The sequence below is a fragment of the Arsukibacterium sp. genome (genome assembly GCF_041616895.1).
Lineage (GTDB): Bacteria > Pseudomonadota > Gammaproteobacteria > Enterobacterales > Alteromonadaceae > Alishewanella.
Genome location: NZ_JBFJPY010000073.1, coordinates 1 through 17,263 on the forward strand (window position 1 = coordinate 1; position 17,263 = coordinate 17,263).

The following is a 17,263-nucleotide window of genomic DNA, read 5'->3' on the forward strand; positions in this document are numbered from 1 at the left end:
CGCCTCGCCGGTATCATGTTGTCGTATCACCAAACATTGCCAATGATCAGCCCCTTTATGCCACGGTACTAAACGCTGCTGAAATTTCTGCTGCAGCACGGTGTCGGGTAGTGGGTCAAAACACTGCGCTATTACTTGCTCAGTATTGTGTAGCGTTTGAAACAACGGCCAGTCGTCTTTTGTAAGCGGCGTCATTTCTAGCCGGGCAGTGCGGATTTTCATGGTGTAAAGTTCTTACCGGATTGGTTTGAATAAAAATAATGCGGCTACATTTAGCTAAAAATTTAATCTGGTCAAGGCTCTGCTTACTTTAAAAACTATGAACGCAACAATACGGATGCCGGGAAGCTAGCTGATGGGGCTACTTAACCGTGCCAAAATCGCTGTTTTTAGCGTTTCGTAACGCGCGGCTAACTGCCGATGACGCGATTGCACAAAGTATAACGGCTCAACCACCTGCTTGGGTGCCTGGTACATCGCCACTTTTGCTGCGTCGTTAAACTGCTGCAAAGTACTGCTTGGCAATACCGTAAAACCCAGCCCTAAACTCACCGGCAGTAAAATTTGCGATAACTGATTAATCCGCCCTGAGCGCTTAAATATTTCTGGATTGCATGAGGCCAGGGCGTCATCACCACAATGGCTGAAATACAGGTTCAGGTAATGCAGCGCATCCGGATGCTGTATTAAGCCAAGTGATTGCAGCGTGGTTACAATATCAGCACTGCTAACATTAGCAGCGCGATCTGCTGGCAACATCAGGCCCAGCGGTTCGCTGCCACAGCTTTGATAACTGAAATTGTCGTTATCATCACGCCTGGTGCAAATAGCCAGCTCGATATTGGATTGCGCTATGCCTTGTAAAATACTGCTTTGCGGTGCAACTTCAAGCTCAATACAGAGGCCAGGGTGCTGCGATTGCAGCAATAATACTGCTGGGTAAATGCGCTGCGCTAAAGCGCCTGAGCAGGCAATGCTGCAGCGCCCCTCATATAGTGAGTCAAACTTCAGACTATCGAGCAGTTTATCTTCGTGTTGCGGCAACGCCAGTGCGTATTGATATACCTTGCGCCCCTGCTCGGTAAGCTCGACCCCTTTTCCCAAACGCACCAGCAGTTCGGCGTCACAAGCTTGCTCCAGTTTTTTTAAGTGCTGGCTTACTCCTGGCTGCGTCATAAAACGTAATTGTGCAGTTCGGGTAAAACTACCGGTTTCAACCAGACTCACAAAGGTTTGCAACCACAACGGATTCAGCATCAATAAGTTCACGTTATCAATTTAATAAACAATCATAATTTTTTATTAAATACCTGTCCAGCTACCATAGCAACCTATTACCCACGCAGGAGTTGAACCATGACAGATAATGCAAAGACCTACCCAAGAACCTTTTCGCATATTGGTATTTCGGTACCTGATTTAGAAGCCGCTGTAAAATTTTATACCGAAGTACTAGGTTGGTATTTAATTATGCCGCCAACAGATGTCGTTGAAGACAGCTCACCTATTGGAGAAATGTGTACGGACGTATTCGGAGCCGGCTGGGAGCGTTTTCGCATTGCCCATATGTCTACCGGCGACAGGATTGGTGTTGAGCTATTTCAGTTTAAAAACCAGCAAAACCCAGAAGATAACTTTGAATATTGGAAAACCGGCGTGTTCCACTTTTGCGTGCAAGACCCTGATGTTGAAGGGCTTGCTGAACGCATTGTTGCCGCCGGCGGCAAAAAGCGCATGAAAGCACCCCGCTATTACTACCCGGGCGAAAAACCCTACCGGATGATTTATATGGAAGACCCATTCGGTAATATTCTGGAGATTTACAGCCACAGCTATGAGTTACATTATGCCAGCGGTGCATACAACTAAACATATTTTACAGTGGGTGTTAAGCCCACTTGTACAATTACTGACAACGACCTGATACAGGCTTTTCTTGCCGCGAAAGCTAAAGCCTAGCTAACGCAGCCAGCCGATAACGTACTGTATTAGGCATTTCAGTACGCGACTCATTACTAAGGTTAAAGCCGCCTTTCCGCCGGTATGGGCTTTACCCTATACCAGCGTGTTAATACCCGTTTATTCTTCAGAGCGAAATATGCAGTGTTTAGCATAGTCTTTTGCTTCATTGGCGCTCCAGTCACCTTTTGGTTTTTCAGCTAACTGTTCACACCATTTTTTTGATCCCACTTCCGGTGCGCAACCGGATAAAAGTAACACTGCGGCCACGACAATCAGGCTTATTGCTTTCATATTTGTTCCTATTTTGATGTGCATCGACGCAATATTATACCCGCTTAACGTAAAAATGCTCTATTAGCGATGCCAAAGTATCGACTGGCCTAAATCAGATGTAGGTTAAGATTTCGGAAGGCGGTTACGATGTCAAAAGATTACTTACCCTTAGGGTGTTTGGAAATGCAAACAGTTTACCCAGCAGCTTGCCAGATTTTATTCGCCAACTAACATTAACTCTGTAATACAGGGAGAGAGGTTAAATGTTGAGAACCCCGGCGCTAATCACTGCGATTTTGTTATTTTTTAGCGAGTTTACTTTTTCTGATGAATTTGAGTTTGTTGACTCCACGTTTTGCCCTTTTATTTGTGATCCGGCAATTGAAGGGAAAGAGGGCTTTGTTATCGACATTCTGCGGGATGCGCTGGCAACCAAAAATCATACGATGAATTTTACTATCGTGCCCTATAAAAGAGCATTAAGTTTGGTGCGCAGCGGCGAAGCCCATGCATTACCCGACATTTATAAAGCAGACGCCCCTGATCTTATTACCGGCAACTCAATACTCCGGCTTGGCAATAATCAGTTTTTTGTCAGACACGATTCTGACTGGAGATACAGCTCGCCCGCCAGCTGGAGCGACATCGTCATTGGGGTTATTGATGGCTACACCTATGCTGATAAAGCGTTTGATGACTACTTAACCCAACAGAAAAATACTGAAAATAGTAAAGTGATGTTTATCGGCGGTGAACACGCTTATAAGCGATTACTGATGCTACTTTTCAGCAAAAGAATAGACGCCATACTAGATGACAAGGCCTTTATTCAATATGAATTGGCCCGTTTTAATCGGGAAACCCCAACAGACAAGGTTTTTTCTGTTATCAGCGCCGGTACGCTGTCGGTAGGAGGACAACATGTCGTGGCGTACAGCCCGAAGCACCCGGAAATCGCGCAACAATTAATGGATATTATTGATCCCTTCGTCATCAATCTGTATCAAACTGGCGAAATTAAACGTTATTTGGCGCCTTATGGTATAAATTAGCCTGCACAACATTTTTCCACGTCGTATTAAAAGCCGCACTGCAGCTTTAGCGCAGCAATATCTTCCGCTGTCAGGTTTCGTTGCTGCGAATTCAGCGCAAAATGCATTACCGAATTAACACTGTCGGTATGACCAAGGCCAAGGGCATGACCAAATTCGTGTGCAATTGTCAGCTGCAGCGCTGCCATCGTGCTATACGCAAAGATGGTCATTCGCCGCTGCGTGTTGGTCACCTCCATTAAACCCACTTCAGATACCCGCAGCGGCTGCTGATCTGCCAATAGTGCATTACGATCGGCCACCGTTTCATTCAGGTATTGGTTTTCACGCTGCAGCTGGGCCTGCTGCTCGTTTAAACGCTCTGCCTGTTGCTGCAGTTGTTGCTGGCGCTGTTGTAACCGCTGCTGTTGTTGCTGCAACCCTGCTATGTCCTGCTCTCTGGCATTTGTGGCCTGCTGCTGAAATGCAGCAATATCTGCCGCCAGCTTTTGGTTTTGCTGCTCAAATTCACGCTGTCGCTGCTGCAGCTGCTCGCGTTGTAGATTCAGCGTCGCGGCGCGCTGATCGATGTTAGTGTCGTATCGTGCCAGGTTTCGTTCCAGCAACGCTTGCTGCAGCATATTCTGCTGACGTTCATCATATTGAAAATTAATTGGAAAGCCATCAATGCTGTCATGGCGAAACAGTTCCTGCTCAAACGCGCGATTCCACTGCGCTGCAGCATTATGCGCAGCCTGTTCGGCTTGCTCTGCCGTTAACGCAAAGGCGGGATCAAGTTGACCAATCCGCCATAGTATCGGTGTTTTACACAATTGCTGCGCCAGAGCTTGCTCTGCCCGCTGCTCCAGCACCTGTGGCGATGAACGCGATACGCCGGCTAATGCCGAAAGTAGCAAATAACTACCCACTAACAGCAGGGCGAGAAACACTAATCTGGCAAGCATCGTTTTTCCTATATTGCGTATCAACAGAATACTGCTAAAAGGGTAATTATAATGATTATTTACCAAAGCTAAGCTTTGGCATCTTTTGTTAACGCTACGTTTTATCAGATTTTAACAGCGGTTTAAACAAACCAAAACGCCAGTCGCGTAACGCCAGTACCACGCTCACCCCATTGCGCTGAGCTAAAGGTAATTTTTCATCCTGCCGGTTTAATTCGTTAAAATCATTGGCCAAACGCTTCAACTTTTTTTGAAACTCAGCATTCGCCTGCTCTGAAAGCATGCCATTAAGTACCAGTAAGCTTTCGGCCTTACTATTAAAGCTTGCGTTGAAAAACTCGTGAGCAATTTTTTGCTGAAAAAAGCGCTGAATAGGCCCATTCTCCAACCAGCCAAAATTAGCAGATACGCGCAGGCGAATTTTATTGCCTGGCAGCAGTTCTATCAACTTAAGCCGATCCAACTTCGCAAGCTTCTGAATACATTCATGTTCAGAAATTTTATACCAATTCAGAATATCCTGCATGCTCCAGCGATTAAGCACCGATACGGCTATTAGCAGTAATGTCAGATCCTGTGTTAGCTGCTGCTCCTGCTCGAAACTTAGCCGGTCTGTTCGCTGCTGTTGCTCTGTCATTAACTGTAACAAATCTACCAAATCAATTTGAATTAGCTGACACACTTGCTCTATCCGCTGCACGCTGAATTGCCTCAGCGAAAACATCCGCTTGACGCTGGCCTCCGTTAGCTGCAAATGTGTCGCCACCCGGGCATAACTGATCCCCCGCTGTTTCAGGGCTTTCTTCAAGCAATCCAGCATTAAATCGATTTGTGACATAGCGCCTCAAAGTATTACATAGCGATACTAAAAGCCTATTTATACGCTACTTTAAGCAATAAGGTACTATTTTTTACCAGGTGAACCTATGCTGGCGGCGTCTAATCACTTAACTAAGGATGTGCAGCATGTTTATCTATGGCCGAATAGTTTTACTGTGTGTTATTACCCTGACCCTTAGCGCTTGCGCTACCCAGCAGACCGGCAGTCGCAGTAGTGTGGTCAGTTACTTGTATCCTGACTCTGCCGCACCACAGGTAACTACCAGTGTCCCAAAACTGACTTTACCGCTGCGAATGGGTATTGCCTTTGTACCAGCAAACCACAACAGCCGCAGCAGCAATGCCATGCCCTGGGTAGAGGTTCAGGCAAATACCCTGACAGAGAACCATAAAATGGCAATACTGCACAACATTGCCACTCACTTTAGCCAGCAGTCTTTTGTTGAACATATTGAGATCATTCCGTCCGCTTATCTTAGTAGCGGCGGCAGCTTTGCTAACCTGGACCAACTAAAGGCAATGTTTGGCATCGATGTTATCGCTCTGGTGTCCTATGATCAGGTGCAATTTACCGATGACAGTAAATTGTCACTCAGTTATTTAACCCTGGTTGGTGCCTATTTAGTCAATGGTCAGAAAAATGATAGTAATACTTTAATGGATACTGCCGTTTACGCCATAGAGAGCAGAAAATTGCTGTTTCGGGCACCGGGCACCAGCCAGATAAAAGGCAGTTCCACCATGGTAAACCTGCAGGAAAAATTACGCCATGACAGCCTGCAAGGCTTTGTAGAAGCCAGCGACGAGATGATTGTTAATCTGGAAAGCGAACTGAATAGTTTTACAGTGCGCCTGAAGCAGCGTCCGGATGACATCCAAATTGTACGTTCTGCGGGATATTCCGGTGGTGCATTCAACTTGCTGTTGCCGCTTTGTTTGATTGGGCTGGCGATTGCCAGAAAGTACAATAGCCAAAACCAGCACAAGCAAACTTAATACTCCCATACAAATGCAATAAAGCAGCGCCGTTAAAAGGCGCTGCCGGCAAACTCACGCTGCTTTATTCCACTTTTGCCAACTTAGCGTTAGCCTTTTGGTGGTGCCGGTGGCGTAACACTGATGCGTTCGATACCGGGTTCTATCACGTCAAGTTCAAAATCCAGCTGAACCATCAGATCTTTATGTGCCTCGCCGGTGGCGTTGTACTGCCATTGCTGCAATGCCCGTAAAGATTCCTTATCAAATACCTGGCTGGGTTCTGACTTAATCACCTGGGCATTAGTGACGTCTCCCTTTGCAGTGACATCAAACTTCAGTACCACAAAGCCTGAAATACCCTGCTCGGCGGCCTGGATCGGGTAACGTGGCTCGATGCGCTTAACCGGTACCAATTGCTGCACTTTGTTGCTACCCGCCAGAACCGGTTGCTGAATCAACAGAGTGAAAGCAACAACCAATGCCATAACCGCCGCTACTGCAGCTTTGCTAAGCCCCTTTTGATTTTTCAAATGCATAATGCGTTGTTTCATAGTATTAAAATCTCCATAGTAATGAATAAGCGGACACCAGTATTGTGGAGCCTGCTGAGTACTGCTTAGTAAAGCATAACCATAAGCAATTTTTTCTTCCTTGCCTGCATCTCTTATTACCAGCGCATCACAGGCTAATTCCTGCGCCTGGCGATACTGCCGGTAACCCAACCAGACCAACGGGTTAAACCAGAACACGCTAACAACAATAAGGGCAAGATAATTCAGATGCAGATCGCCACGGCGCCAATGGGTTTGCTCGTGTTGCAAAATAAGCTGCTGTTGAACGCTACTGAAGCGGGTAAAAAAGTCCTGTGGCAATAGAATGCAAGGCGTCATAAAACCAGTGATAAAAGGCCCTGCGTCATTGTCAGCAAGCCAGCATTTAATTGGAACTGATGTCAGTTGCAGCGGTTTGGCCCGCTTAAGCAACGCACGGTTGTTAAGGAAGCTCAGTAGTAAGAAACTCAGACACAGGCTTATGCCGGCCAGCCAAAACCAAAGCAACCAGTTTGCTCCCTGTACAACTATTGATGCCTGCTGCAAGCTAACCTGGTAGCGCTTAACAAGTAGGGTATCTACTGGCAGTGCCACGTGAGATAACAGCATACTGATTAACAATAGCAACGGTACTGTGGCCCAAAGTGCATACATGGTAGCCGCGCCGAGTCGTTTTAGCAGCAGCTGTTGTGTTGCAATTAACAGTATTAATAACAGTGATACAGGCAGCGTTAACTGCAGCAAAAAATCAATCATGATGCTGCTCCTGCTCCCACTCTGTTATCAGTTGCTTCAACTGCTGCACATCATCGGCATTTAGCTTTTTCTGACTGGCAAAGCCGGCAACCAGCGGCGCTACCCTGCCGGCAAACAGGCGTTCGACAAAACTACGGCTTTGCTGGCGCTGATAATCCTTCTCGGCAATCAGCGGATAATACAAATATGCCCGGCCATCCTTCTCAAACCCCAAAGCACCTTTGCTGACAAGGCGGTTAAGCAGAGTTTTAACTGTTTTTTCGTGCCAGTCTTTTGCACCACCCAGCGCTACCACCACCTCATTCGCGCTGAGTGGCTGGCGCTGCCACAATACCTGCATCACACTTAGTTCCGCGTTGCTAACCTCTAACATAATCCACCTTCGATTACACCTGTAATACAATTAATATTACAGATGTAATCGATTAGCGCAAGACGCTATTTAATATTTTTATTGTAGCGGCGGGAGTTTTACAACAGCCAACAATTAACTCAGCGCAGTTTCAATCGGCTGCTCACCGTCAAATATCTCAAAAATTTGGTTGTTTGGCTCTGCTTTGGTTACAACATGCAATAGCACGTTGGCCACGTTCTCCCGACTGATTTTAAGTTTGTTTTCATCCTCGGGCCTGACTGTTGAGATTTTCAGTGAAGCGGTATCGTCAGTCAGTCTGCCGGGCCGAATAATAGTATAAGGTACGCCACTGTCAATAAGGTGTTTATCAGCCAGATGCTTAGCAACAATGTAGGGCTTCATATCACCGCTAACCGCTTCAGGGTCATCGGCTCCAATCGAGCTAATCATAATAAAATGTTTTACCTGATGCGCCTTGGCGTACTGCACCGCTTTTGCCGCTGCCCATAAATCAATAAGCAGGGTTTTATCGGCGCCAGTATCGCCGCCAGAGCCCGCAACAAAGATCACCTGATCGCAGCCAGCAAAAGCGTCACTGAATGCCCCCTCAAGATCTTGCTCGGTGATACTTAATCCAGGGTTAGTTATTTCACTTAATTTATTTTTATCGCGCACTAGCGCTTTGACGTGCTGCTTAGCCTCAAGCAATAACGTCGTCGCCATTTTGCCGATTTGGCCGCTGGCGCCAATAATAAGTGCCTGTTTCATAACTCAGTCCTTTTATTAAACTCAAAGTATAGCCACCGAACAGACCTTGGGATGACTGTAACGTTTTTAAAGGAATAAAGGTTATGTTGCGCGCTTGAAGCAATAGCACAACCAGCGTAATCTTTAGTTATTAAAGCCATGGAGGTGCCTGTGTATCAATTGTTTATCGCCAATAAAAACTACTCATCGTGGTCGCTTCGCCCCTGGTTGCTGATGCAACAACTAAGCATTCCTTTTGACGAAAAACTGCAGCACTTTCAGGTGGATAACTATGACAATTTCCGGCAGTTTTCGCCAACGGCCACCGTACCCTGCCTGCATGATGGCGATACTGTGGTGTGGGAATCCTTAGCGATAGTTGAGTACCTGGCAGAGCGCCATGTCGGCGTCTGGCCGGCAGACCCCCTGGCTCGGAATTATGCCCGATGTGCCGCCAGCGAAATGCATGCGGGCTTTAAAACATTGCGTAATGTATGCACAATGAACTGTGGTGCCCGGGTACAACTGCATAATCCACCGGCGGCGCTGGCAAAAGAGCTGGCCAGGCTTGACGAGTTATGGCAACAGGGGTTAAATCAGTTTGGCGGGCCTTTCCTGACAGGAACCGCTTTTACTGCCGTTGATGCCTTTTTTGCGCCAGTAGCATTTCGGGTGCAAAGCTTTGGTTTAAAATTAGGCAACAATGCCATGGCCTATGTTCAGCTGCTGCTTCAGTTACCGGCAATGCAGGCCTGGTATAAGGCAGCATTACTGGAAAGCTGGCGTGAACCTGGCCATGAAGCAGAAATGGGCCTGTATGGCAGCATAGTAAAAGATTACCGGCAGAGCTAAACAGCATAACAACCAGAATTAAAGCAGGATAAAATGAGTAAAAACAATAGTGGCGCCCAGGCTTATCAGCAGCAGGAACAGGGCTATCGTGATAAAGCGTTAAAAATGTACCCCTGGGTATGTGGCCGCTGCGCGCGTGAATTTGTCCATTCTAATTTGCGCGAACTGACCGTACATCATGTCGATCACAACCACAGTAATAACCCGAGCGATGGTAGCAACTGGGAACTATTGTGCATTTATTGTCACGACAACGAGCACAATAAGTTCCACGAGTTTGTCATGTATGGCGGTACTTCAGAGCAAAAAGTAGCAGCAGCCACCCATAACCCGTTTGCCGACCTCAAAGCATTACTAAACAAAACCAAGTAACCATTGAACGGCCATTGCGTGTTTAATGACGTATGGTGATGACAGGTGCGGTATCAATCACCCCTTCGTGATTGATAGCGGCAAACTTATTACCGGCTCTTAACACTGCCAGACTGCCTGAAGTAGCATGGCGAACGAAAGATAGTTCATAACCAAAACGTTGCAGTTCGGCCACCGAAAATTTTTGCGCCAGATTGAGTTCATCCCAGAACGGTTGCATTTCCCTAGTCGACTGGCGTCTTTCAATAACAGCAGTTTCCATTAGGTACTCACCTTTTATGATAAGACGAACTTGCGATAAAGTTGAAAAGCCTGTTTTTCAACCATGCGTAACGCTATAGAAAAACCAACCACCACCTTACAAAACATTTATTACAGTTTTACAGAAACTACAGACAAACGGTTTAGTTTTCTGACAAACGGTAAGCAATATCGTTGAGTCAGGCGTGGCAGCACGCAACAAGCAACTAGCCTAGTGCAAAAAACGTCGGACTATCCACAGTTTTAGTTTGGTCTCGCTATCGCTCAACTCGATGTTAATTGTGCCTGGCAGTTATAGTGTTCGGCACTCTCGCCGCTAAATTTACCGTACTGCAAAAAGTGTAAAACCTGGTTAATGACCTTTTGTCTTTTCATCAGGAAAGGGTGTGATACGTTTACGCTGACCAGCGCGCACATTCCGGCTACTTTAGTGTTTTCCAGCGATACTTTGCCATCATCGGGGTTTGGCAGGTAGTTTGATAACAGCAGGTTGATTGAGCTGGTGCCGGCAATAATACCTAACTCAAAGGTAACCGGACCTAATTGTTTGGGTAAATCCTGCTCACCTGTGCCAAGCTGCATACCGGCCGGGCCGTTAAACGCTTCAAAACCCGGGACATCTTTTAAATTATCAACCACCTGACTGCCCTGGTTCGGCGGACCCATCATCACTACCCTGCCTAACTCTGCTATTTTATGGTCTTGAGTATACTGCCGCAGCAAAATCCCGCCCATTGAGTGGGTTACAAAATGAATCGTCGGGTTGTGCTCAGCCCGGCACTTTGCCAGCGCAGGTGCAATTGCCATCGGTGCCAGTTTTTCAACAATATGCTGGCGCGAAGGATAATCAACATTAACCGTAAAGTAACCGGCGTCGGTTAATGCCTGCTCCATGGTTGACATTGCCGAAGCCGTGCGGGCAAGGCCATGCAGCAGCACAACGCAATCTGAGCCTGCGCTGTAACCTGACATCAGTAAGGCCATCAAGGCCAGTATTATCCGCATCGCTTATCGTCACTTTTGTCTGTTTGTGTAATCAAACAAGGCTACTTTACCCCTGCGCAGTTGTCACGCTACGGTTGTTGCTTCTATTCGCGCTTTAGCCAATATAGCGCTACTATCATTCAGTAACATTACTATTAACTAATGGCAGTTGGTTCTATCGCGGTAGTGTCCGCAGTAAACGGCTTTATAAATGGCAGTAAAAATATTCTAATAGTCGCGCAAAAAGAACGTTGTATGGCAAAACGTCAGTTGAGAAACAAAGTTGAGACACTAAAGAAAATAGTGCTAAGCGCCTGTTTATTAGTGTGGTCTGGCCTATTATCATTTGCCACGCATGCAGATCAAGCTGCCACATCAGAGCAGTTGCTAACCTATTGTGTCGATCCGGACTGGATGCCATATGAATCTATTCAGGATGGCGAGCATATTGGCATCTCAGCTGATTATGTCAGTCTAATAAGCCAGAAAACCGGCTTGCAGTTTCAGTTGGTACCCACAACATCCTGGCTGGAGTCCCTGCAGTATTTGCAAAACGGGAAATGTCAGTTATCGCCAATGCTCAATCGTTCGGCAGAACGCGAAACTTATCTGCACTTCTCAGACGTATATTTTCGCTCACCCAATGTGCTGGTTTCCTTAAAAGAACAACCTTTTTTACAAAGTATTGAAAATATCGGCACCCGCTCACTGGCCGTGCCCGAAGGCTACCGGTTAAGCGAATATGTAAAACGTTATTATCCAGAAACACCATTAGTGCTAGTGGACAATGAGCCCGCAGGGCTACAAGCCGTTGCCGACGGTGATGCCGATCTATTTATTGGTTCGTTGTACTCCATAAACAATCAAATTCGCCAAGAATCACTTTACCATTTAAAAGTAGCAGGCTGGGTTGGGCTGGAGGATGAACTAAGGTTTGGCGTTGTCATAAGTGCCAGGGCTGTTATTCCGGTAATTAATCAGGCATTGGCGAATATCACGGAACAAGAGCATATCGACATCTACCAAAAGTGGACCAGGATTGAAGTTATTGACGTCATAAACTACCAGTTGTTATGGCAGGTTGCCGGAGTCGCAATCGTCATTATTTTAATACTGACGTTATGGAATTATCGCAGCCGTTCTTTCAACCTTAAATTACAGGAAAAAAATCAGCTCTTAGAGCAATCACAACATGAATTAGAATCCGCGATAACTGAATTGGAATTTCTATCCAATCATGACCCGTTGACCAAACTCTTTAATCGCAATCACTTTGACAAAACGATGCAGCATGCTCAACGTCGAACGGCCCAGGCGAAGGGTGTACAGAGCTTAATTGTCATTGATATCGATTTCTTTAAAGACATTAATGACAATCATGGCCATAGTGTTGGTGATGCCATTTTACAGGAACTGGCAAAAATCCTGTTAGATAAGGTGCGTGAGCATGATCAGGTTACCCGCTGGGGCGGCGAAGAGTTTGTTATTTTATGCCCGAAAACAACTGCGGCCGAAGCTCAGGCGCTGTGTCAACGAATTGCGCTGGCCCTGACAACACATGTTTTTCATTGCGATATCAGGCTAAGTTGTAGCTTTGGCGTTGCTGAACAAAACACTGCTGAAAACTTGCTGAAATGTTTTGAGCGCGCCGATAAGGCCCTTTATCAGGCCAAACAGAACGGTAGAAACCAGATCTGTCTGGCGTGAACCTGTCACGGCCTTTTCTGGCGTCAGCTTATCGGGCCTCGGTAACAGACCGTTTATGGGGCGACTGATTATTCAGCCGTTTTTGAGCGCTGCAGTTGCCAGGGCCATTTACCGGTTAATTCAACTTCGAGGGTAAAACTCAGAAAAGTCCGGATCAGCACGACCAGCGCCAACACGCCAACGGTAGAAAAGGTTAACTCTACCGCCACGGTATGAATAATATCAGCGGCAATTAAGAACTCCAGCCCCAGCAGGATAGCGCGGCCCAGTCGCTGGCGAATTTCCTGTTGAATTGAACGGGGTGAGTCGCCTTTAAACAAGCGAATAATGCCGTGCAGCAGTGAATAAATGGCAATAATCGTAATAATGCCAATACCTAACATCTCAATGGCCACCGCGCACCATTCTGGCCAGTCACCTAATAAACCGGTCATTCCTTGTGTCAAAATACCTCCGTTAGCAATACTGCAGTTAAGTCACCAGCTTTAAGCATAGCCTAACTTAAATTATCGTTATAACCGAACGGATTACTTAAAGGATTGTGACCTATCCTAACAACAACTGCGGACCAATAGCCACAAACCGGCTCGCGGCATTGACCAAGGCCTGGGCAGTCAGGCTGGGTACACCGTACACTTCCACTTCAGTTTGGTATTTGCCGATTAACCGCTCAGCCAGCAGCGCAAAGTCACCATCGCCCGATGCCAGCACCAGCACATCGCTGTGCTGACCATACTCAATGGCATCAAGGGTGATCCCAACATCCCAGTCGCCTTTTGCGGAGCCATCGGCTCGCTGAATAAAAGGTTTTAGTTTCACTTCAAAGCCGATGGCGCGCAAAATATTCTGAAACTGGCGCTGCTTTTCATCACCGCGATCTATGGCATAGGCAATGGCCTTATCGACGTTGCGCCCGGCGGTCACCTCGGCCCAGAATGCATTGTAGTCAAAGCTTTTTCCAAAAGCCTGGCGGCTGGTGTAATAAATATTTTGTACATCGACCAAAATGGTTACGCTGCTCATCCGGCTCCTTTGAAGGCTTTTGTTGGTTTACAGCTTATTCAACTTGTACTGCAAACCCCGGCTGCGCGGGCAATAAACTGCCCGGTAATTTGCTGGCAAGGCTGATTAACCGCTGCTGATGCTGACGCAGTGCCCTAGTATCCGCCTCGCTTAAACAAGGCTCTACTACCTGGGTCATATTATCCGTTTGGGCCAGCAGTTGCTCAGCTTGCTGGCGCTGGGCTTGCGGCAGAAAAGGTAACGTTTGCCGGGTAACCGACAACACTGGCTGCAGGGATTGCAGCAATGGCCAGCTTCCTTTTGCAGTCAGCTCGATAAATAATGGCGGGCTTAACTGATGCTCGGCCAGTATTTTATCCACCTCTGCCAGATAGCTTTTGCCCTGTTGCTGCGCCCGTACTTCAGTGGCATGGCGCGGCCAGTCACAATGGCGCTGTAACCTGACGTTATGGAGTGAAGCGACATCATCCTGCTGAATTTTTGCCAGTTTTGGTAAGGCGGCTTCCAGCCGGTTCAGATTTTGTTCTGTTAGTACGGTATCGGCCTGCGCTAAAACCGGTAGCATTATCAGTAAACCGAGTATGCGTATTCGTAATCCAAAAGGCGTTGATTTCATGTGTTTTTCCTTGTTTCGACAAAGCCTGCAGCTCAGGCCAAGGCGCATTAAGCTTAAGAGTTAGCTCTATAACAACGGATCATTGCTGAACCCAGGCTGATACACCGTCACCTAAAACAGCTTCAGGCAGCAATAATGGTTGTCAGGCCCAACACAATAAACACGGCACAGGCTATCCGCCTGGCCCAGTCCAGCGACACGTTTTGCAGTAACCAGCTACCGGTATATACCACCGGTACATTTGCTGCCAGCATACCGAGTGTAGTGCCCCAGATAACTAACCACACACTCTCTTCAAAGGTAGCGGCCAGAATAACGGTGGCAATCTGGGTTTTGTCACCAATTTCAGCCAGAAAAAATAAAGTACAACTGGCAGCAAAAGCCCCGTATTTCAATACGCCTGTCTCGTTACTGTCGTCTTTATCAGGAATAAGTAACCAGAGCCCTACTACGATAAATGAGCCCCCCAGTAACCAGGGGCCAACAGCAGGGGCAATAAACTGTGCCAACCAGACGCCAAGCCAGGCCGATGCAGCATGATTTAGTAAAGTAGCAACCAGAATACCTGCGATAATAGCGCCTTTGGCTCGAAACCGCGCCGCGAGAAATAAAGATAACAGCTGGGTTTTATCGCCAATTTCGGCGATAGCAACAGCAGAGAAGGAAGAAAATAAGGCGTCCATTACAACTCTCGGCGGGATGCTTTTAGTAGCAAAAAACAAAAGACATAACATCGACTCCCGCTATGGGCCGGCACTATGTCTTAAGTCTCATCAATTATGATCAGGCCATGTGCAGGTGGCACAAGTATGTTGACCAGATCGCCTGATAATTTTGCATTGCATAACGAACTGCTTAACATTACCAGGCCGATTACTCCCCTAAGGACGGCAGGTATTGTACGAACTCTACCCGCCCTGCGCAACTCGAAATTAACCTGGCGGTGCATGCTCAGTTTTCGCCGCTAACAGCACTTTGTCGGTTAATTTTTTGCTGCGCCCGACCAGTCGACCGCAGGCGATTCGCAGCTTTAACAGGCCGTAGTAAGTTAAGGGTACTAATAGCAAACTGGTCAGGGTTGAAAATAATAACCCACCAATAATGGCAATCGCCATCGGTGCATAGCTCGGGCCACCACCACCAATCTGGGTGCCGCCCATCGCCAGTGGTAACAAACCCAGCACGGTAGTAGAAACGGTCATTAAGATTGGCTTTAACCGCGCCTCGCAGGCATGAATAATGGTGATTTTCAAATCCTGCTGCGGAAATAATTCCCGATCCTGATTAATCCTATCTACCAGCACAATGCCATTATTAACCACGATGCCCATCAGCACCAGCATGCCAATCATCCCCATCACCCCCATGCCAGTGCCGGTAAGCAGGAAGGTCCAGAATACCCCAACTAATGAAAACAGCAGCGAGCCAATCACCGCCGTGGGCAGCAACAATGATTCAAACAGCGCTGCCATCACAATGTAGATCATGGCGACCGCCAGCAACATGTTCACCATCATCACCTGCTGCTCTTCATCCTGGCGCTGAAAGCTACCACGAAACGACCAGCGATAGCCCTCTGGCAGGGCGACACTTTGCATTAACTGTTCAATGTCTGCCCGGGCTTTATCCATATCGGAATCTTTTGCCGGGTTCATCTGAATAGCAATACCGGTGGCGCGATCGAAGCGGCTTATAGTCGACAACCTTGGCACTGTTCTAAGCTCAGCCAACTGCGCCAGGGTAATGGCTACGCCGTCCGCTTCGGTTACCGGCAGTTGCTGTAATTCAGCCAGCGAGTGGCTGATTTTTTCATCATAAATCAGCCGCAGCTGCAATTCGCCCTGCTCGGGGCTTCGAAAGGTACGTAAATTAATGCCACGTAAGGCGAGTGATACGTTCTGAGCAACCTGCTGTGCGCTAATGCCATAGCGTTCAAGCTGCTGGTGGTTCAGAATTATTTGCACTTCCTGCTGATCATCACTAAGCGCTGAGGTGACATCCTCCAGGCTGGGTAATGCCTGAAGCATAGGAACTAACATCTCAGACAATTCCATCAGCACGTCGGTAGAATTACCCAGCAAATGTAGCTGCATACCGCCGCCACCGCCCCAGCCAAATATTGGTCTTGCCCGCACTAATGGCGGCCAGTTACTGCGGATTTTATCTTTTAACTGCTCCAGGCTTAGCGGCGGTTTTTCTTTTAACAACACGGTCGACATGGCATAGCCCGCCGTATAGTAACTGTAAACCGATTCAATATGGAGCTCGTCCTGGCGGCTATACAGGTAAGCCTCCATCTGAGTCACTTCAGCCTGTACTTCTTCCAGGCTGTAATTGCCCTGAATTTGATAGTTAATAAACAACCGGCCATTGTCGCCATTATCGCCATCGTCTGAGCCTATAGAGCCTAATGGCACAGCAATACTGGCCAACACCAGCAATGCCGCTAACGTAGACAATTTCGGCCAGTCCATTACCCGTTGCAGGCTGCGTTTATACAGGCGATCAAGCTTGCTACTTTTTGTATCAGTAACCGGTAATACCGTTAATTTGGTGGTCAGTAGCGGGATTAAACTTAATGCCATGACCAGCGAGATGGCTAAGCATAAACAAATGGCGATGGCCACATGCTCTAAAAAGATGGTCAGCTGCATTTTCTGGCCAATAATATTGGGCAAGAACACAATTGCGGTGGTCGCGGTACCCGCCAGCACCGCCAGGCTTACCCGGCGTACCCCACGTTCGGTAGCCGCCCGCACGTCACCACCGGCGGCCCGCTCCCGGAAAATACTTTCGGTAACCACCACTGCGTTATCGACCAGCATCCCGATGGCCAGCATCAGCCCCATCATGCTGAGAATATTCAGGCTGTAACCCATAAAGTACATGGCGCCCAGCGCAATCACAATGGCGCTTGGTACCGATAACACAACCACCAGGGTGGTGGTTAAATGGCGTAAAAATAAATATAACACCACAAAAGAGAGCAA

Annotated in this window: 21 protein-coding genes; 6 read left to right on the forward strand and 15 right to left on the reverse strand. The window is 47.4% G+C overall.

What is annotated here, in order from left to right:
• Together ABY802_RS12240 and ABY802_RS12245 are read right to left on the reverse strand one after the other, a co-directional pair.
• On the reverse strand, positions 1-222 hold a 222-nt coding region (locus tag ABY802_RS12240), incomplete at its 3' end, for a hypothetical protein (RefSeq protein WP_372627424.1).
• A 126-nt stretch (positions 223-348) separates the two neighbouring features.
• Positions 349-1,257 (reverse strand): LysR family transcriptional regulator, encoded by a 909-nt coding sequence (locus tag ABY802_RS12245; protein ID WP_372627425.1) that lies wholly within the window; start codon positions 1,255-1,257, stop codon positions 349-351.
• A 99-nt stretch (positions 1,258-1,356) separates the two neighbouring features.
• Between ABY802_RS12245 and ABY802_RS12250 the strand changes: the two genes are divergently transcribed.
• Positions 1,357-1,869, forward strand: a complete 513-nt coding sequence (locus ABY802_RS12250; protein WP_290611554.1) for a lactoylglutathione lyase family protein — start codon at positions 1,357-1,359, stop codon at positions 1,867-1,869.
• 210 nt (positions 1,870-2,079) lie between these two features.
• Here ABY802_RS12250 and ABY802_RS12255 read toward each other — a convergent pair whose 3' ends face one another.
• Positions 2,080-2,253, reverse strand: a complete 174-nt coding sequence (locus ABY802_RS12255; protein WP_372627426.1) for a DUF3012 domain-containing protein — start codon at positions 2,251-2,253, stop codon at positions 2,080-2,082.
• 245 nt (positions 2,254-2,498) lie between these two features.
• Here ABY802_RS12255 and ABY802_RS12260 point away from each other — a divergent pair, with 245 nt between their 5' ends.
• On the forward strand, positions 2,499-3,287 hold the full coding sequence (locus ABY802_RS12260) for a hypothetical protein (RefSeq protein WP_372627427.1): 789 nt from the start codon (positions 2,499-2,501) through the stop codon (positions 3,285-3,287).
• Between the two features lie 26 nt (positions 3,288-3,313).
• Here the strand turns inward: ABY802_RS12260 and ABY802_RS12265 are convergent, their stop codons facing one another.
• Positions 3,314-4,231 (reverse strand): matrixin family metalloprotease, encoded by a 918-nt coding sequence (locus tag ABY802_RS12265; protein WP_372627428.1) that lies wholly within the window; start codon positions 4,229-4,231, stop codon positions 3,314-3,316.
• A 94-nt stretch (positions 4,232-4,325) separates the two neighbouring features.
• Positions 4,326-5,069 (reverse strand): helix-turn-helix domain-containing protein, encoded by a 744-nt coding sequence (locus ABY802_RS12270; protein WP_372627429.1) that lies wholly within the window; start codon positions 5,067-5,069, stop codon positions 4,326-4,328.
• A gap of 128 nt (positions 5,070-5,197) precedes the next feature.
• On the opposite strand from ABY802_RS12270, the gene rhlP reads away from it, so the two are divergent.
• Entirely contained in the window at positions 5,198-6,067 is an 870-nt protein-coding gene (rhlP, locus tag ABY802_RS12275) for a rhombotarget lipoprotein (RefSeq protein WP_372627430.1), read from the forward strand.
• Positions 6,068-6,156: 89 nt separating this feature from the next.
• Here rhlP and ABY802_RS12280 read toward each other — a convergent pair whose 3' ends face one another.
• From ABY802_RS12280 to ABY802_RS12290, 3 genes are all read right to left on the reverse strand, one after another.
• Positions 6,157-7,356 (reverse strand): TonB family protein, encoded by a 1,200-nt coding sequence (locus ABY802_RS12280; protein WP_372627431.1) that lies wholly within the window; start codon positions 7,354-7,356, stop codon positions 6,157-6,159.
• Positions 7,349-7,729, reverse strand: a complete 381-nt coding sequence (locus ABY802_RS12285) for a BlaI/MecI/CopY family transcriptional regulator (RefSeq protein WP_372627432.1) — start codon at positions 7,727-7,729, stop codon at positions 7,349-7,351. The genes ABY802_RS12280 and ABY802_RS12285 overlap by 8 nt, the downstream gene beginning before the upstream one ends.
• A 114-nt stretch (positions 7,730-7,843) precedes the next feature.
• Positions 7,844-8,479: an SDR family oxidoreductase gene (locus ABY802_RS12290; protein ID WP_372627433.1), complete on the reverse strand. Its 636-nt coding sequence runs from the start codon at positions 8,477-8,479 to the stop codon at positions 7,844-7,846.
• Positions 8,480-8,629: 150 nt separating this feature from the next.
• On the opposite strand from ABY802_RS12290, the gene ABY802_RS12295 reads away from it, so the two are divergent.
• A complete protein-coding gene (locus ABY802_RS12295; RefSeq protein WP_372627434.1) occupies positions 8,630-9,310 on the forward strand; it encodes a glutathione S-transferase family protein in 681 nt (226 codons plus the stop codon).
• Between the two features lie 33 nt (positions 9,311-9,343).
• On the forward strand, positions 9,344-9,682 hold the full coding sequence (locus ABY802_RS12300) for a YajD family HNH nuclease (protein ID WP_372627435.1): 339 nt from the start codon (positions 9,344-9,346) through the stop codon (positions 9,680-9,682).
• A gap of 22 nt (positions 9,683-9,704) precedes the next feature.
• Here ABY802_RS12300 and ABY802_RS12305 read toward each other — a convergent pair whose 3' ends face one another.
• Positions 9,705-9,944, reverse strand: a complete 240-nt coding sequence (locus ABY802_RS12305; RefSeq protein ID WP_372627436.1) for a hypothetical protein — start codon at positions 9,942-9,944, stop codon at positions 9,705-9,707.
• A gap of 263 nt (positions 9,945-10,207) precedes the next feature.
• Positions 10,208-10,948 (reverse strand): esterase/lipase family protein, encoded by a 741-nt coding sequence (locus ABY802_RS12310; protein ID WP_372627437.1) that lies wholly within the window; start codon positions 10,946-10,948, stop codon positions 10,208-10,210.
• A gap of 234 nt (positions 10,949-11,182) precedes the next feature.
• On the opposite strand from ABY802_RS12310, the gene ABY802_RS12315 reads away from it, so the two are divergent.
• Positions 11,183-12,634: a diguanylate cyclase gene (locus ABY802_RS12315; RefSeq protein WP_372627438.1), complete on the forward strand. Its 1,452-nt coding sequence runs from the start codon at positions 11,183-11,185 to the stop codon at positions 12,632-12,634.
• A gap of 68 nt (positions 12,635-12,702) precedes the next feature.
• Here ABY802_RS12315 and ABY802_RS12320 read toward each other — a convergent pair whose 3' ends face one another.
• The 5 genes from ABY802_RS12320 to ABY802_RS12340 all read right to left on the reverse strand — a co-directional run.
• Positions 12,703-13,080 (reverse strand): DUF1622 domain-containing protein, encoded by a 378-nt coding sequence (locus ABY802_RS12320; RefSeq protein ID WP_372627439.1) that lies wholly within the window; start codon positions 13,078-13,080, stop codon positions 12,703-12,705.
• Between the two features lie 100 nt (positions 13,081-13,180).
• Positions 13,181-13,657 carry an NYN domain-containing protein gene (locus ABY802_RS12325; protein WP_372627440.1) on the reverse strand — a complete coding sequence of 159 codons (477 nt, stop codon included), beginning with the start codon at positions 13,655-13,657 and terminating at the stop codon, positions 13,181-13,183.
• 34 nt (positions 13,658-13,691) lie between these two features.
• The gene (locus ABY802_RS12330) at positions 13,692-14,273 is read right to left on the reverse strand and encodes a hypothetical protein (protein WP_372627441.1); all 582 of its coding nucleotides are present in this window, start codon (positions 14,271-14,273) and stop codon (positions 13,692-13,694) included.
• Positions 14,274-14,395: 122 nt separating this feature from the next.
• Positions 14,396-14,956, reverse strand: a complete 561-nt coding sequence (locus ABY802_RS12335; protein WP_372627442.1) for a TMEM165/GDT1 family protein — start codon at positions 14,954-14,956, stop codon at positions 14,396-14,398.
• 249 nt (positions 14,957-15,205) lie between these two features.
• Positions 15,206-17,263: efflux RND transporter permease subunit (locus ABY802_RS12340; RefSeq protein ID WP_372627443.1), on the reverse strand; the 2,058-nt coding region annotated here is incomplete at its 5' end.

Bases quoted from the DNA above. Each gene is read 5' to 3' on its own strand.
- ABY802_RS12245 (WP_372627425.1), bottom strand. From the start codon at position 1,257: ATGCTGAATCCGTTGTGGTTGCAAACCTTTGTGAGTCTGGTTGAAACC.
- ABY802_RS12250 (WP_290611554.1), top strand. From the start codon at position 1,357: ATGACAGATAATGCAAAGACCTACCCAAGAACCTTTTCGCATATTGGT.
- ABY802_RS12255 (WP_372627426.1), bottom strand. From the start codon at position 2,253: ATGAAAGCAATAAGCCTGATTGTCGTGGCCGCAGTGTTACTTTTATCC.
- ABY802_RS12260 (WP_372627427.1), top strand. From the start codon at position 2,499: ATGTTGAGAACCCCGGCGCTAATCACTGCGATTTTGTTATTTTTTAGC.
- ABY802_RS12265 (WP_372627428.1), bottom strand. From the start codon at position 4,231: ATGCTTGCCAGATTAGTGTTTCTCGCCCTGCTGTTAGTGGGTAGTTAT.
- ABY802_RS12270 (WP_372627429.1), bottom strand. From the start codon at position 5,069: ATGTCACAAATCGATTTAATGCTGGATTGCTTGAAGAAAGCCCTGAAA.
- rhlP (WP_372627430.1), top strand. From the start codon at position 5,198: ATGTTTATCTATGGCCGAATAGTTTTACTGTGTGTTATTACCCTGACC.
- ABY802_RS12280 (WP_372627431.1), bottom strand. From the start codon at position 7,356: ATGATTGATTTTTTGCTGCAGTTAACGCTGCCTGTATCACTGTTATTA.
- ABY802_RS12285 (WP_372627432.1), bottom strand. From the start codon at position 7,729: ATGTTAGAGGTTAGCAACGCGGAACTAAGTGTGATGCAGGTATTGTGG.
- ABY802_RS12290 (WP_372627433.1), bottom strand. From the start codon at position 8,479: ATGAAACAGGCACTTATTATTGGCGCCAGCGGCCAAATCGGCAAAATG.
- ABY802_RS12300 (WP_372627435.1), top strand. From the start codon at position 9,344: ATGAGTAAAAACAATAGTGGCGCCCAGGCTTATCAGCAGCAGGAACAG.
- ABY802_RS12305 (WP_372627436.1), bottom strand. From the start codon at position 9,944: ATGGAAACTGCTGTTATTGAAAGACGCCAGTCGACTAGGGAAATGCAA.
- ABY802_RS12310 (WP_372627437.1), bottom strand. From the start codon at position 10,948: ATGCGGATAATACTGGCCTTGATGGCCTTACTGATGTCAGGTTACAGC.
- ABY802_RS12315 (WP_372627438.1), top strand. From the start codon at position 11,183: ATGGCAAAACGTCAGTTGAGAAACAAAGTTGAGACACTAAAGAAAATA.
- ABY802_RS12325 (WP_372627440.1), bottom strand. From the start codon at position 13,657: ATGAGCAGCGTAACCATTTTGGTCGATGTACAAAATATTTATTACACC.
- ABY802_RS12330 (WP_372627441.1), bottom strand. From the start codon at position 14,273: ATGAAATCAACGCCTTTTGGATTACGAATACGCATACTCGGTTTACTG.
- ABY802_RS12335 (WP_372627442.1), bottom strand. From the start codon at position 14,956: ATGGACGCCTTATTTTCTTCCTTCTCTGCTGTTGCTATCGCCGAAATT.